The organism is Pseudomonas sp. S2_E01, from assembly GCF_054668365.1.
Window position 1 is genome coordinate 5105806 of the sequence record NZ_CP162762.1, and the last position, 15144, is coordinate 5120949.

At 61.7% G+C, this 15144-nt stretch carries 12 protein-coding genes; all 12 read right to left on the minus strand.

Features of this window, described 5'->3' with window-relative positions; all coding sequences use genetic code 11:
• Nucleotides 1–76 precede the first annotated feature (76 nt).
• A complete protein-coding gene (locus AB4O36_RS23605; RefSeq protein ID WP_460140394.1) occupies nucleotides 77–2011 on the minus strand; it encodes a methyl-accepting chemotaxis protein in 1935 nt (644 codons plus the stop codon).
• A gap of 161 nt (nucleotides 2012–2172) precedes the next feature.
• The gene (locus tag AB4O36_RS23610; RefSeq protein ID WP_460118587.1) at nucleotides 2173–3465 is read right to left on the minus strand and encodes an adenylosuccinate synthase; all 1293 of its coding nucleotides are present in this window, start codon (nucleotides 3463–3465) and stop codon (nucleotides 2173–2175) included.
• 54 nt (nucleotides 3466–3519) lie between these two features.
• Nucleotides 3520–4707 carry an ATP phosphoribosyltransferase regulatory subunit gene (locus AB4O36_RS23615; protein WP_460118589.1) on the minus strand — a complete coding sequence of 396 codons (1188 nt, stop codon included), beginning with the start codon at nucleotides 4705–4707 and terminating at the stop codon, nucleotides 3520–3522.
• A gap of 313 nt (nucleotides 4708–5020) precedes the next feature.
• Nucleotides 5021–5890, minus strand: coding sequence for a protease modulator HflC (gene hflC / locus AB4O36_RS23620; RefSeq protein WP_093227195.1), 870 nt, complete (start codon nucleotides 5888–5890; stop codon nucleotides 5021–5023).
• Nucleotides 5890–7065: an FtsH protease activity modulator HflK gene (gene hflK, locus AB4O36_RS23625; protein WP_460118592.1), complete on the minus strand. Its 1176-nt coding sequence runs from the start codon at nucleotides 7063–7065 to the stop codon at nucleotides 5890–5892. The genes hflC and hflK overlap by 1 nt, the downstream gene beginning before the upstream one ends.
• 96 nt (nucleotides 7066–7161) lie before the next feature.
• On the minus strand, nucleotides 7162–8463 hold the full coding sequence (hflX, locus tag AB4O36_RS23630) for a ribosome rescue GTPase HflX (protein WP_460118594.1): 1302 nt from the start codon (nucleotides 8461–8463) through the stop codon (nucleotides 7162–7164).
• Between the two features lie 12 nt (nucleotides 8464–8475).
• Complete coding sequence (gene hfq, locus AB4O36_RS23635; protein ID WP_460118596.1) at nucleotides 8476–8736, minus strand: RNA chaperone Hfq; 261 nt, start codon at nucleotides 8734–8736, stop codon at nucleotides 8476–8478.
• A gap of 93 nt (nucleotides 8737–8829) precedes the next feature.
• On the minus strand, nucleotides 8830–9801 hold the full coding sequence (miaA, locus tag AB4O36_RS23640; RefSeq protein WP_460118598.1) for a tRNA (adenosine(37)-N6)-dimethylallyltransferase MiaA: 972 nt from the start codon (nucleotides 9799–9801) through the stop codon (nucleotides 8830–8832).
• A complete protein-coding gene (mutL, locus tag AB4O36_RS23645; RefSeq protein ID WP_460118600.1) occupies nucleotides 9801–11714 on the minus strand; it encodes a DNA mismatch repair endonuclease MutL in 1914 nt (637 codons plus the stop codon). Before mutL ends, miaA begins: the two co-directional genes overlap by 1 nt.
• Complete coding sequence (locus AB4O36_RS23650) at nucleotides 11711–13090, minus strand: N-acetylmuramoyl-L-alanine amidase (RefSeq protein WP_460126833.1); 1380 nt, start codon at nucleotides 13088–13090, stop codon at nucleotides 11711–11713. Before AB4O36_RS23650 ends, mutL begins: the two co-directional genes overlap by 4 nt.
• Before the next feature lie 48 nt (nucleotides 13091–13138).
• Nucleotides 13139–13609, minus strand: coding sequence for a tRNA (adenosine(37)-N6)-threonylcarbamoyltransferase complex ATPase subunit type 1 TsaE (tsaE, locus tag AB4O36_RS23655; RefSeq protein WP_460118602.1), 471 nt, complete (start codon nucleotides 13607–13609; stop codon nucleotides 13139–13141).
• Nucleotides 13597–15096 (minus strand): NAD(P)H-hydrate dehydratase, encoded by a 1500-nt coding sequence (locus AB4O36_RS23660; protein WP_460140395.1) that lies wholly within the window; start codon nucleotides 15094–15096, stop codon nucleotides 13597–13599. The genes tsaE and AB4O36_RS23660 overlap by 13 nt, the downstream gene beginning before the upstream one ends.
• Nucleotides 15097–15144: the final 48 nt, after the last annotated feature.

The following is a 15144-nucleotide window of genomic DNA, read 5'->3' on the forward strand; positions in this document are numbered from 1 at the left end:
GCCCGCTCCTACAGGAAATCGCATTCCAAACTGTAGGAGCGGGCTTGCCCGCGATGGCGGCCTTACAGACTACACATCAAGCCCTGAACTGCCCCAGGCTGGCCTTGAGCTGCGCTGCCAACCCATCGAGCACCTTGCCGCTCTCGGTCGTCTCTACAACCGCCTGAGCCGCTTTCTCGGCCTGGGCATGAATGGTTTCCACGCGCCCGCGTACAGCCTGCGCACCCTGCGCCTGATGCGCCGCGGCCTGCGTGGCCAGGCCAATCGCCGCGTGCACCTGCTCGACCGACACCTGCACCGTTTGCTGCAAGCGCGCGCTGTCACGCAACACCAGCAGACCTTCGCTGGCCTGGCGCCCGGCCTGGCCAATCGCAGCAACAGCCTCCCGCGCACCTTGCTGCAAGGCGACGATGTGCGCCTGGATGTCACCGGTGGAGCTTTGGGTTTTGCTCGCCAACGCCCGCACCTCATCCGCCACCACGGCGAAGCCACGACCGGTTTCACCGGCGCGCGCCGCCTCGATGGCCGCGTTCAGCGCCAGCAGGTTGGTTTGCTCGGCGATGCCGTGGATCACGGTCAGCACCACTTCAATCTGCTCACTCTGCTGCGCCAGTCGCTCAATCACCTTGGCGCCGGTATCGACTTGCTCGGCCAGCGCCTCGATCAGGCCGCCGACTTTCGCCGAGGTGCGGGTATTTTCGTCGGTGGCCGAACGAATCTCCACCACCTGCTGCAAGGCCGCCTGCATGGCATGACTTTCGGACTGCGCCTCATCGGCCATTTGCGACAACGCGCGCAGGCTCTCGGCCACCTCGTCGCGCTGCATACCGGCCGCCGCATCGGCACCGGCGTTGCGCAAGGTCATGGCGCCGATCTCGACGCCCGTGCGCTGGGCGACATCGCCCGCTTCACGCACGATGGGCTGCAACTTATCCACAAAGCGATTGACCGCCGACGCCATGTCGCCGATCTCGTCCTTGCTGTTGATCTGCACGCGCTTGGTCAAGTCGCCCTCGCCGGCCGCCAGGTCGTCCATGGCGATGATCAGCATCTTCAAACGATTGACCACCCGACGACCGAGCACGACGGCCAGCAGCAGCAACACGCCGCACCCCACCAAGGCCAGGCCCATGCCAATGCGCCAGCGCAAGGTCGCTGCCGCTTCCTGCACGGTTTCGGTGGTATTGGCTTTCATGTCCGCAGCAGTGGACTGAGCGGAAGCCAGCCGTGCGCGCATGGCGGTGGCACTGTCGGCCGCCGCGCCCTTGAGGCTGTCGCCCACCAGTTGATCGCTGTTGGCAATCAGCGCTTCGAAGCGTTTATCCAGCGCCGCCAGATCCGTTTCCACCGAAGCGGTGGAGACCCCCATCAGCACCTTGCCGATTTCCACGCCATTAGGGTTGATGGACGCTTCAACGTAGTAGACCGACGGATCGTTTCTCGCTGCATCCAGCACCTTGTCCAGGGCACGTTCGCCCTGGCCTTTTTCCAGCAGTGCCTTGTTGATCGGATTTTCGCGATTGAGGTAGCGCGTCAGGTGCTGGCCGGTCGCATCGTCATAGACGACGAACAGCACGTTGGGATTGCGCTGGGCGCGACGGGCGAATTCGGACAGGGTCGGCACGTCGTTGTCCCACATGGCGCGGGGCGCGACCGAGGCCAGGAGCTGCGCCATATCACTGGCGGAGTCCTTCAGGTCTTTTTCCAGGGTCGCCCGCAGCTGCGATTGCTCCTCTTCCAGACGCGAAGACAAGCCGGCAGTGAGCCGCTGGCGCGTACTGGCGGAGAGGCTGTCGAGGCTCGACGTGACTTCGCGTCCCGCCTGCTCGAGCTCGGTGGACAGTTTTTGGCTGTCGGCGCCCAGGCGAACGCCCAGATCGGCCTCCAGCGCAGTCACCGTGCTGCGTGTCAGGGCGACCGCAACCAGCACTTGCACCAAAAGAGCGATACCAAGGGTAACGAACACAGGCCGCAAAAGACGGCTTTGTAACAGGGAAAGAACGGCCGACACAGGTAATCCCTCTGCTTTGACGCCATTAAATTGATGGCACGGAGGCAGCCATCCTTTTTTATTGAGCTTTTTCAAATTCAGAGCAAAGGTCGTGCCGTCCTACAGACAGATACGACAAAGGGCCCAAATAAGGGCCCTTTGTCTTTTACATCAACGACTTATTAAGCGAACGGATGACGCAGAACGATGGTTTCGTTGCGGTCCGGGCCCGTCGAAATAATGTCGATCGGCGCGCCGACCAGCTCTTCGATGCGCTTGATGTAGTTGCGAGCGGCTTGCGGCAGCTCTTCCAGGGTCTTGGCGCCGAGGGTCGACTCGGTCCAGCCTGGCATCTGTTCGTACACAGGCTCCAGGCCGATGTAGCTGTCGGCGTCGGTTGGAGCGTCAATCACCGCACCGTCCTGGTTCTTGTAGCCAATGCAGATGTTGATGGTTTCCAGGCCGTCCAGTACGTCCAGCTTGGTCAGGCACAGGCCCGAGATGCTGTTGACGTCGATGGCGCGACGCAGGATGACGGCATCGAACCAGCCGCAACGACGGGCGCGACCGGTGGTTGCACCGAATTCGTGGCCACGCTTGGCCAGGAATGCACCGATGTCATCGAACAGCTCGGTCGGGAACGGACCTGAACCGACACGAGTGGTGTAGGCCTTGGTGATACCCAGGATGTAGTCGATGAAGCGCGGACCCACACCGGAACCGGTGGCGATACCGCCGGCGGTGGTGTTGGAGCTGGTGACATACGGGTAGGTACCGTGGTCGATGTCCAGAAGGGAACCCTGGGCACCCTCGAACATGATGTCCTTGCCCGCGCGACGCAGCTCGTGCAGCTCGGCGGTGACGTCGAGCATCATCGGCTTGAGCAACTCGGCGTATTCCATGCACTCATCCAGGGTTTTCTGGAAGTCGATGGCCGGCTCTTTGTAGTAATTGACCAGGACAAAGTTGTGGTAGTCCAGCAACTCGCCCAGCTTGGCGGCGAAACGCTCGCGGTGGAACAGATCACCGATGCGCAGGCCACGACGTGCAACCTTGTCTTCGTATGCCGGGCCGATGCCGCGACCGGTGGTGCCGATCTTCATCTCGCCACGAGCCTTTTCGCGGGCCTGGTCCAGCGCCACGTGATAGGACAGGATCAGCGGGCAGGAAGGGCTGATGCGCAGGCGATCACGCACCGGCACACCCTTCTCTTCCAGCTTGGTGATTTCCCGCATCAGAGCGTCGGGCGCAACCACCACGCCGTTACCGATCAGGCACTGTACGCCTTCGCGCAGCACGCCCGACGGGATCAGGTGCAAGACGGTTTTCTCACCGTCGATCACCAGCGTGTGACCCGCGTTGTGGCCACCCTGGTAGCGCACTACGGCGGCAGCATGTTCGGTCAGCAGATCAACGATCTTGCCTTTGCCCTCATCACCCCACTGGGTGCCCAGGACTACGACATTCTTACCCATAACACTTGTCCTCATTCGCGCAAACTTGGTGCCGGCGGCGGCCGGCAGGAAAACTCAAGAGGCCAGTGGCGATACTTGCCAAAGCCCGTTCTGCTGAATCAATTGCCGGTCGCAGTCCGCTTCACGGGCGGCGGCCAAAGGCTGCCCAGGCAATGCCTGGACAACACGCTGACCCTCACTGCGCAACTGGCAAACCTGCTGCCAGAGTGCCGCATCCGTACTGTCAGGCATCCAGATACCGCCAGACGGTAGCTCGATCTCAGCACGCCCCAGGGTCACCAGGGTTTTCAAATCGGTGGAGAAGCCGGTTGCCGGACGGGCACGACCGAAGTCGGCACCGATGTCGTCGTAACGACCACCCTGGGCAATGGACTGGCCAACACCCGGTACGAACACGGCGAACACAACACCGGTGTGGTAGTGATAACCGCGCAACTCGCCCAGGTCGAAATACAGCGGCAGATCCGGGAAACGGCTGGACAGGCGCTCGGCTATCGCCAGCAAATCGTCCAACGCCGCCAGCACGGGTGCCGGCGCCTTGGCGAGGCGCTCACGAGCCGCCACCAGCACTTCACGGCCGCCACACAGGTCAACCAGCGCGCGCAGCATGTCGGACAGTTCTGCCGGCAGGCCTTCGGTCAAGGTAATGACCTCGTCGATGGCCTTGCGTTGCAACGCATCGAACAACTGCTGCTCGACTTCACCGGACAGGCCTGCCGCACGGGCCAGGCCGCGGTAGATGCCAACATGCCCGAGGTCCATGTGCACGTCCGGCACATCGGCCAGTTGCAGCATGGCGAGCATCAGGCTGATGACTTCGACGTCACTGCTCGGGCTGGCATCGCCGTACAACTCGGCACCCAACTGGATCGGGCTGCGCGAGGATGACAAGGCGCGCGGCTGGGCGTGCAGCACGCTACCGGCATAGCACAGGCGATTGGGGCCTTCGCGACGCAAGGTGTGCGCATCGATGCGCGCCACCTGCGGCGTGATATCCGCCCGGAAACCCATCTGCCGACCCGATTGCGGGTCGATGACCTTGAAGGTACGCAGATCCAGGTCCTGGCCCGCGCCGGTCAGCAGGGATTCCAGGTACTCGATATGGGGAGTCACGACAAACTCGTAACCCCAGCTCTGGAACAGATCCAACACCTGGCGACGCGCGACTTCTATGCGCGCCGCCTCCGGTGGCAGTACTTCTTCGATGCCATCTGGCAGCAGCCAGCGGTCTACCGTTGCCATTACGCCATTCCCCTATGATCCGGGCGGCAAGCCTTGGGGCGAGCCTTGAGTGAAGCAGAAAATGCCTGGCCCTGCGAAAACACGCGCAAGAGCAACGAAGCGAAAAGCCTGAATTCGGGCTTCGCCAAACACTTTCCTCGTAAAACCTGTCGAGCCAACGGGCCCGGACATCTGCAAAAAAACAGCAATCAAACGTGCAGACGCAAAAAAGCCGGGAATTTCCCGGCTGCCGCATCATACACACGTTTTCCCAAAGGATCACCCCGCCGAAGGTTTTAGCCGCCCGGCGGGGGCGATTTCGGTCAACGCCGTATCAAGGCTTGGCTTTTTCCAGGTAGTGGAAGAAGTCGCTGCTTGGGTCCAGGACCATGACGTCGGATTTGTTCGCGAAGCTTTCACGGTAGGCGCGCAGGCTACGGTAGAACGCGTAGAACTCCTGGTCCTGGCCGTAGGCCTTGGAATAGATCGCTGCGGCCTGGGCATCGCCGTCACCGCGGATCTCTTCCGATTCACGATAGGCTTCAGCCAGCAGCACGCGGCGTTGACGATCGGCGTCGGCACGGATGCCTTCTGCCAGCTCGTTACCCTTGGCGCGGTGCTCGCGAGCTTCACGCTCACGCTCGGTGCTCATACGCTCGAACACGCTGCGGTTCACTTCCTTGGGCAGGTCGATGGTCTTGACGCGAACGTCGACCACTTCGATACCCAGTTCCTTTTCGGCCATCTTGTTCAGCGAAGAGGTGATGTCCGCCATGAGCGCATCACGCTCACCGGATACCACTTCGTGCAGGGTGCGCTTACCGAACTGGTCACGCAGGCCCGATTCCAGACGACGGGACAGACGCTCGTCGGCGATCTGCTTGAGGCCGGAAGTCGCGGTGTAGAAACGCTCGGCGTCCTTCACACGCCACTTGGCGTAGGCATCGACCATCACGGCTTTCTTTTCCAGGGTCAGGAAGCGCTGTGTCGGTGCATCCAGCGTCATCAGGCGAGCGTCGAACTTGCGCACCTGGTTAACGTAAGGCACTTTCACATGCAGCCCCGGCTGGACATCAGCCTGAACCACGCGTCCGAACTGCAGCAACACCGCGCGCTCGGTCTGAGCCACGATGTAGAAGCAGTTCCAGGCAGCGATCGCCACAACGACGCCAACAATAAGGGCGATCAGCGATTTATTGCTCATCAGCGACTCTCCCTGGTACGTGCCTGCTGTTGCTGCAGATCAGCTGCGGCACGCGCATTTGCTTCATTGCTGGTCGCTGCCGCACTGTTGACCGGTGCGTTGGTGCTGCGACCACTGCTGTCGATCATCTTGTCCAGCGGCAGGTAAAGCAGGTTGCTCTGGCCGTTCTTGTTGCCGGTCACGAGTACCTTGCTGGTACTGCTGAAGACTTCCTGCATGGTGTCCAGGTACAGACGCTGACGTGTAACCTCAGGCGCCTTGCGGTACTCGGCCACCAGCTTGGTGAAGCGGTCAGCCTCACCCTTGGCACGCGAGACGGTTTCGTCGCGGTAGCCATTGGCGTCTTCAAGGATGCGCTGGGCCTGACCACGGGCTTCCGGCACGACGCCGTTGGCATAGGTTTCCGCCTGGTTGCGCGAACGCTGCTCGTCTTCACGGGCACGGATCACGTCATCGAAGGCTTCCTGCACTTCACGCGGTGCCGCTGCGCTCTGTACGTTGACCTGGGTAACGGTGATACCGGTGCGATAGGTATCCATGAAGCGTTGCAGACGCTCCTTGATTTCGCTCGCCATCAATTCACGACCTTCGGTCAACACCTGGTCCATCGCAGTGGAACCCACCACGTGGCGCAAGGCGCTGTCAGTCGCGTGCTGCAGGCTGATTTCCGGCTGATCGACGCTCAGCACGAAGTCCTGCAGGTTGCTGATCTTGTACTGCACGGTCAGCGGCACTTCGACGATGTTCTCGTCTTCGGTGAGCATCTGGCCCTGCTTGGTGTACGCACGCTCACGCGTGACGTTTTCCATGTACTTCTTGTCGATCGGCGGGAAATAGATGTTCAGGCCCGGGCCAACCGTTTCGTAGTACTTGCCGAAGCGCAGCACCACGGCTTGCTCCTGCTCGTCCACGACATAAACGGCGCTGTACAGCCAGACGGCCGCCAGCACGACCAGGCCGATGCCGAGTATGCCGCCAAAGCCGCCACTCTTGCCGGAACCACCGCCGTCATCACCGCGTTTTTTACCACCACCGAACAACCCGTTCAGGCTTTCCTGCAGCTTTCGGAAGGCCTCGTCGAGATCTGGTGGCCCCTTGCGGTCGCCGTTATTGCGGCGCTTGCCACCCCAAGGATCCTGATTATTCGAGTTGCCACCCGGCTCATTCCAAGCCATAGCGCTCTCCATCTGATAAAGCAAAGACGCACCCACGGCGCGCCGACCAATGCTACAGAATGCCTGTCCCTGCGGCACAACCGCTTTCTCAGGCTTTTATTGCAAAGTGTGTTGCTCGATGAATTCCATCGGTTGCATGCCTTCGCGGCTCACCAGTCGATTCAACTCGACGCGTGGCAAACGAACGGCCAGCAGGCAGATGCCTTCTTCGTCATGCTCTTCTTTCTGTACAGCACCGATTTCAAAAAACTGCGCACGCAGTCGAGCAAAACGTTGCGGCAAGCGCAAGGTGCCCACGAACAAATCATCGCCGAGCAATTCGGCCACGGCCTGCTTGAGCAAGTCCAGACCGGTACCGTCCCTGGCCGACAACCAGACCCGCTGCGGCTTGCCATCGGCATCGCGCTGGATCTGCGGCTCCACGCCCTCGAGCAAATCGAGTTTGTTGTATACCTCGAGGATCGGCAAGTCCTGCGCCCCGATCTCCCCGAGCACTACCATGACCTGTTCAATCTGGGCCATACGCTCGGGTTCATGGGCGTCGATCACGTGCAGCAGCAGGTCGGAGTTGCTCGACTCCTCGAGCGTAGCCCGAAATGCCTCGACCAGTTTGTGCGGCAGGTGACGGATGAACCCCACGGTATCGGCCAGCACGATGGGGCCGAGGTCGTCGAGTTCGAGGCGGCGCAGTGTCGGGTCGAGGGTGGCGAAGAGCTGGTCCGCGGCAAACACTTCGGAATCGGTCACCGAGTTGAACAGCGTCGATTTGCCGGCGTTGGTATAACCCACCAGTGAAACCGTCGGAATTTCCGCGCGCTTGCGCCCGCGCCGAGACTGCTCGCGCTGGCTGCGAACCTTTTCCAGGCGCCCCTTGATCTGCCGCAGGCGAACCCGCAACAGGCGCCGGTCGGTTTCCAGCTGTGTTTCACCCGGACCGCGCAGGCCGATACCGCCCTTCTGCCGCTCAAGGTGAGTCCAGCCACGAACCAGGCGCGTGCTCATGTGCTCAAGCTGGGCCAGTTCAACCTGGAGCTTGCCTTCATGGGTACGGGCGCGTTGGGCGAAGATATCGAGAATCAGACCCGTGCGGTCGATCACGCGACACTCGAAAACACGTTCGAGGTTACGTTCCTGACTGGGCGTGAGGATGTGATTGAAAATAACCAGTTCTACCTGTTCGGCTTTGACCAGGTCGCGCAACTCCTCGACCTTGCCGCTGCCAATCAGGTATTTGGCGGTTGGCCGATTACGCGGCACGTTGAAAAACGCCGCGGTCTCGGCACCAGCCGATGCCGCCAACTCCTGAAACTCCTGCGGATCTTCGCGCGCCTCAGGGTCCTGACCATCCAAGTGAACGAGAATGGCTCGCTCCCCACCACCGTGGCGCTCAAAGAACAAAGGAGACTCCTATCAGGCGTTACCTGGTTCAGTGTCACCCGACTCGGATTCGGCTGCGCTAGGCAGACGAATTGGACGAACCGGCACCACTGTAGAGATAGCGTGCTTGTAGACCATCTGGCTGACGGTGTTTTTCAGCAGGATGACGAACTGGTCAAACGACTCGATCGTGCCTTGCAGTTTGATCCCGTTGACCAGGTAGATGGACACCCCAACTTTCTCTTTACGTAAAGTATTCAAGTAAGGGTCTTGTAGCGAATGCCCTTTTGACATGTGTCGCACTCCTTTAAGGATTCAATATAAAAATAGGTAAACAGTTGGCTTGTGGCCGTCACACCCCCAAGGATAGACGGCAATTGCAAAGACTCAGCTCAATATGGAGATGGCTCCAAGGTATTTCAAGACGCGTGGCAGATTGTCGCAATCGAGACTGTCCAACCAGTGTAAGTCAGCCCAGCTGCGCAACCACGTGAACTGACGCTTGGCCAATTGGCGCGTGGCGATGATTCCACGCTCCTGCATTTCGGCTTCTGTCAGCTTGCCATCCAGATAGTCCCAGACTTGTCGATAACCGACCGCACGTATAGATGGCAACCCGGTGTGCAGGTCACCTCTTTCACGCAGGGCTACGACCTCGTCCATGAACCCCTGTTCCAACATCAAAGTGAATCTTTGTTTAATTCGTTCGTGCAGTACCTGGCGATTTGCCGGGGCAATGGCCAAGTTCGCGACAGTATAGGGCAATTGTTGCCGTCCCGACGCGGCTGCTTCAGTACTTTGCGCACTTTGTTGCAATCGAAGCGCGGTCATGCTCTGACCGCTGACCCGATAAACTTCCAATGCGCGACTGAGGCGCTGGGGATCGTTGGGGTGTATGCGCGCCGCCGACTCGGGGTCGATACGCTGCAATTGCTCGTGCAGGGCTTGCCAGCCAAGGCGTGCAGCCTCTTCTTCTATTTGCGCCCGCACTTCGGGATCGGCTGCCGGCATGTCCGCCAGGCCTTCGAGCAGCGCCTTGTAATAGAGCATGGTGCCGCCCACCAGCAGCGGAATCTTGCCGCGCGCGGTGATCTCGGCCATGGCTTGCAGGGCGTCACGGCGGAAATCGGCCGCCGAATAGCTCTCTGCCGGGTCGAGAATATCGATCAAGCGGTGTGGGAATTCAGCCAGGATTTCTTTCGAAGGCTTGGCGGTGCCGATGTCCATGCCGCGATAGACCAGGGCCGAATCGACACTGATCAGTTCGCAGGGCAGGACCTTGGTCAGCTCGATGGCCAGGTCTGTCTTGCCCGCTGCAGTCGGGCCCATCAGGAAAATCGCAGGTGGGAGCTGGCTCATCAACGACCGCGCAGGAACAATTTGTCCAGATCGTCCAGGCCCAGTTGGGTCCAGGTCGGTCGGCCATGGTTGCATTGGCCGCTGCGCTCGGTGTTTTCCATGTCACGCAGCAAGCCGTTCATTTCCGGCAGGGCCAGCCGCCGATTCGCCCGCACCGCACCGTGACAGGCCATGGTGCCCAGCAGTTCGTTGAGGTGGGCCTGAATGCGGTCGCTGGTGCCATATTCCATCAGGTCCGCCAGTACATCGCTGACCAGCCGGTTGGCTTCGGCTTGCTTGAGCAACGCCGGAATCTGGCGAATGGCCAGAGTCTCCGGGCCCAACCGCTGCAATTCGAAGCCCAGGCGCTGGAACCAGGCGACGTGCTCTTCGGCACAATCGGCCTCGCGCTGACTCAGCGCCAACGATTCAGGGACCAATAACGGCTGTCCGCTCAGACCCTCGCTCGCCATGGCGACCTTGAGTCGCTCGTACATGATCCGCTCATGGGCGGCGTGCATGTCTACCAGCACCAGACCCTGGGCGTTTTCCGAGAGGATGTAGATGCCCTTGAGCTGCGCCAACGCATAACCCAACGGCGGGATATCGCCCTGCCCTTCGGGAAGCGCAGCGGCGTTGGCTTCGGGCAGCGGCGCGAAGAACTCGCGATAGGCGGCCTGGGCTTCCGCTGCTGGCATCGTCGACTGCGGGCGCGGAGTGTATTGATACTGATAACCGGCGCCAGCTCCAGCTCCAGCGCCGGCGGCATTGAATGACGGTTGGGCCTGCGGCTGCTCCAGCAGGGCATTGGCCGCCAGGCGCATTTCGCCCTGTGGCCCGAACTCGCCGGCTTCAAGGCCGGTCGGGCGGACGATGGCGGTCGCTACCGGTGCGGCCAGATGATCGTCGGGACGTACATCGCCCAAGGCGCGGTGCAAGGTGCCATAGAGGAAGTCATGGACCATGCGCCCTTCGCGAAAGCGCACTTCGTGCTTGGTCGGGTGCACGTTGACGTCGACGCCGGTTGGGTCGACCTCGAAGAACAGCACGAATGTCGGGTGCCGGCCATTGAACAGCACATCGCGATAGGCCTGGCGCACCGCGTGGGCCACCAGTTTGTCGCGCACGGCCCGGCCATTGACGAAGAAGTATTGCAAGTCCGCCTGGCTGCGATTGAAGGTGGGCAAGCCGACCCATCCCCACAGATGCAGGCCATTGCGCTCGATTTCGATGGGCAGCGCCTGCTCCAGGAAACCCGGGCCGCAAATGGCCGCCACACGCCGTGCGCGGGCCGCATCATCATGGGCCTCATGCAGGCTGAGGATGGTCTTGCCGTTGTGACGCAAATGAAACGCCACGTCGAACCGGGCGAGCGCCAGGCGCTTGATCACTTCCTGCAGGTGATCGAATTCGGTTTTTTCGGTCTTGAGGAATTTGCGCCGCGCCGGGGTATTGAAGAACAGGTCGCGCACTTCCACCGACGTGCCCACCGGGTGAGCCGCCGGCTGGACACGGGGCGCCATCTCCCGACCTTCGGTCTCCACCTGCCACGCCTGATCGGCATCGCGGGTACGTGACGTCAGGGTCAGGCGCGACACGGAACTGATCGAAGCCAGCGCCTCACCGCGAAACCCCAGGCTCATCACCTGCTCGAGGTCTTCCAGGTTGCGGATCTTGCTGGTGGCGTGTCGCGCCAGGGCCAGCGGCAGGTCATCGGCGGCGATGCCTCGGCCATCGTCGCGCACCCGCAGCAGCTTGATGCCGCCCAGCTCCACATCGACATCGATGCGTTTGGCACCGGAGTCGAGGCTGTTTTCCAGCAACTCCTTGATCACCGAAGCCGGGCGCTCGACCACCTCACCGGCGGCAATCTGGTTGGCCAGTCGGGGGCTGAGCAGCTCGATACGAGCGCTGTTGGTCACCACCTGATTCATTCTTTGGACGCCAGTTCAGTGCCGGGAATGGTCAGGGTCTGACCGATTTTCAACTCATCGGTTTTCAGGTTGTTGGCACTGCGCAAGGTCGCCGGCGACACCTGGTAGCGCACGGCGATCATTGCCAGGGTTTCGCCGGGGTTGACCCGGTGGTCCCGTGGGCCCTGGGCAATCTTGCCGGAATCACGCAACCAGGCGATGTAGGTCCCCGGCGGAGGATTCTGCTGGAAGAACTGGCGCACACCGCTGCTGATCGAGCGTGCCAGGGCCTGCTGGTGGCTGGACGCGGCGAGCTTGGACGCTTCGTTGGCGTTGGAGATAAAACCGGTTTCCACCAGGATCGATGGGATGTCCGGCGACTTCAACACCATGAACCCGGCCTGCTCCACGCGTTGTTTGTGCAAAGGCGTGACGCGCCCGATGTTGCTCAGGACCTTCTGGCCGACGTTCAGGCTGGAAGTCAGCGACGCGGTCATCGACAGGTCGAGCAATACGCCCGCGAGCATGCGGTCCTTGTCGTCGAGACTGACGTTGCCCGCACCGCCGATCAGGTCGGAACGGTTTTCACTGTCCGCCAGCCACCGTGCCGTTTCCGACGTGGCGCCACGATCCGACAGGGCGAACACCGACGCACCGAACGCGGCGGTGGAGGGTGCGGCATCGGCGTGGATCGAGACGAACAGATCGGCGCCTTTCTTGCGCGCAATTTCGGTGCGTCCGCGCAGTGGAATGAAGTAGTCGCCAGTACGGGTCAGTTCGGCGCGGAAGCCTTTCATGCCGTTGACTTGCCGTTGCAGTTCACGGGCGATGGACAGCACCACGTCTTTTTCGCGTTGACCACGGGAACCCGAGGCCCCCGGGTCTTCACCGCCGTGGCCGGCATCGATGACCACAATGATGTCGCGCTTGCCGGCCGGGGCAGGCGGCAACTTCACCGGAGGATCTACCGGGGTGACCGGGACCGGGGCGACGGTCGCGACGTTGGTCGGCGCCGGAATCGGCGCAGCGTCCGCCGGATTGTCGAACAGGTCGACCACCAGGCGGTTGCCATACTGGGCATTTGGCGCCAGGGTGAAACTCTTCGGCGTGACGGCTTTTTTAAGATCGATGACAACCCGCAGGTCGGTCGGCGTGCGTTGAGCCGAGCGCATGGCGGTGATCGGGGTGTTGGCGGTGGAGACGTTCAATGGCGCGCCAAGGCTGGCGCCATTGATGTCGATCACCAGTCGATCCGGGGCGGTCAAGGTGAACACACTGTGCTGCACCGGCCCGGTGAGGTCGAACACCAGACGCGTGTTGTCCGGCGCCCGCCATAGACGAACACTGTTGACCTTCGTGTCGGCCATAGCGTTGACGGTCACCGCCAAAAACAACATCCCAACGGCAGCTACCATCGCGCGAAAGCGCATACCTGACCCCATCATTTAATTGGATTCCAATGCCAAAGCGGCACACCAGGACTCGCCACGCGAGCCCTGGGACAAAATTTTCAGCGAGCGCCCACTGCCTTGGGGGCTAATGGTAATGGTCAGGTCAGGCTTTGGCAAAAAGCCTGCACCCTTCTGGGGCCACTCTATCAGGCATAACGCATCGTCTTCGAAATAGTCACGGATGCCGAGGTACTCCAGCTCTTCCGGGTCAACCAGCCGATAAAGGTCGAAATGGAAGGCGCGAATGTCACCGATCTCGTAGGGTTCGACCAACGTGAAGGTCGGGCTTTTCACCGCGCCCACGTGGCCCAGGCCACGGATGATGCCCCTGGACAGCGTGGTTTTACCCGCCCCCAGATCCCCCTCGAGAAAAATCAGACCGTGCCCTTCGGTGGTTTTCGCGATGCGTGTGCCAAAAGCGGTCATCGCTTGCTCATCAGCCAGGTACAGGGTTACTTCAGACACGGTGCTTGCTCCTCCAACAACTGACGAATGGCTGGAATCAAATCACTGGCCGCCAGCCCACGGCCCGAATTACCTTGTTGCGCCCCGGCATTGGCGTGCAGCCAGACCGCAAGACAAGCAGCGTCGAACGGGCTCATGCCTTGCGCCAACAACGCGCCAATCAAACCGGCCAGCACATCGCCCAGACCTGCTGTGGCCATGGCCGGGTGGCCCTGATGACACACCGCCAGACGCCCGTCGGGGCTGGCGATCAGGCTGCCGGCGCCCTTGAGCACCACAACCGCTGTATATCTTTTGCTCAGTGCCTGGGCGGCGCCTGGCCGGTCGGCCTGAACCTGAGCGGTAGTGATCCCGAGCAACCGTGCGGCCTCGCCCGGATGAGGTGTGATCACACCGCCACCGGGCAGCTTCACCTGCCCTGCCGCCAGCATATTCAGGGCATCAGCATCCCAAACCTGTGGCAACGGCGCATTGGCCGCTGCCGACAGCAAACTTCGCCCCCAGGAAGACTGCCCCAAGCCGGGCCCGACCACCAGCACGGAAACCTTTTGCAGTAATCCCATCAACTGATTGGCCGACGAAGTGCCCAGGACCATGGCTTCCGGGAGCCGGGCCAGCGCTGCCGGCACATGTTCGCTACGGGTGGCCAGCGACACCATGCCCGCGCCACTGCGTAGCGCACTTTGTGCACTGAGCAGGATGGCACCCCCAAAACCGCGATCCCCGCCGATCAACAGGACATGGCCGAATTGGCCTTTATGGGCGCTCTGCGCGCGACTCGCCAGACGAGGCAAGTTGCTGGCCGTCAGTCGACGCGCCCTGACGTCGACGCCCTCGAAAGCCTGCGGTGATGCTTGCAGATCATTGAACACCAGCTCTCCGAGCACATCCGCCGCGTCCCCGGTGAACAGTCCCAGCTTCAGAGCGATGAATGTCACGGTCAGGTCGGCCCGCACCGCCACACCCAATACCCGGCCGGTATCGGCACACAGCCCCGAAGGTATATCCACCGCCGCCACCGGCAAGCCACAGGCGTTGATTGCACCGATGACACTGGCGAAGGGCTCGCGCACCTCGCCCGTCAGACCCGTGCCCAGCACCGCGTCCACGACGACGCCCCGAAGCGCCGATTGCGCGCCCCAGGTCTCAATGTCCACGCCCTCGGCCCGTGCCTCGGCACAGGCCAACGCGGCATCGCCTTGCAAGCGCTGAGGATCACCGGCAGCCAACACGCGAACCTTCCAACCGGCACGCCTGGCCAGCACAGCAATCAGATAGCCATCACCGGCGTTATTGCCGTGGCCCGCAACGACCGTCAATTCGTCCGCGCCCGGCCAGCGCCGGACCAGCGTCCGCCAGGTGGCATACGCAGCGCGCTGCATCAATTCGAAGCCCGGTGTGCCGGCAGCGATCAGCCGCGCATCGATGGCTCGCACTTGCGCGGCGCCGTACAGCGCGTCGGGTAAATCATCTTTAGTGTGCGGCATGCGTCTTCGGGCTCCGATGTCTGGCAGAATTATACGCACCTCAGCTCC

Excerpts from the sequence above, each read along its gene's own strand:
- miaA (WP_460118598.1), bottom strand. The coding sequence starts at position 9,801 with ATGAGCCAGCTCCCACCTGCGATTTTCCTGATGGGCCCGACTGCAGCG.
- AB4O36_RS23650 (WP_460126833.1), bottom strand. The coding sequence starts at position 13,090 with ATGTTGTTTTTGGCGGTGACCGTCAACGCTATGGCCGACACGAAGGTC.
- hfq (WP_460118596.1), bottom strand. The coding sequence starts at position 8,736 with ATGTCAAAAGGGCATTCGCTACAAGACCCTTACTTGAATACTTTACGT.
- AB4O36_RS23615 (WP_460118589.1), bottom strand. The coding sequence starts at position 4,707 with ATGGCAACGGTAGACCGCTGGCTGCTGCCAGATGGCATCGAAGAAGTA.
- mutL (WP_460118600.1), bottom strand. The coding sequence starts at position 11,714 with ATGAATCAGGTGGTGACCAACAGCGCTCGTATCGAGCTGCTCAGCCCC.
- hflK (WP_460118592.1), bottom strand. The coding sequence starts at position 7,065 with ATGGCTTGGAATGAGCCGGGTGGCAACTCGAATAATCAGGATCCTTGG.
- AB4O36_RS23660 (WP_460140395.1), bottom strand. The coding sequence starts at position 15,096 with ATGCCGCACACTAAAGATGATTTACCCGACGCGCTGTACGGCGCCGCG.
- AB4O36_RS23610 (WP_460118587.1), bottom strand. The coding sequence starts at position 3,465 with ATGGGTAAGAATGTCGTAGTCCTGGGCACCCAGTGGGGTGATGAGGGC.
- hflC (WP_093227195.1), bottom strand. The coding sequence starts at position 5,890 with ATGAGCAATAAATCGCTGATCGCCCTTATTGTTGGCGTCGTTGTGGCG.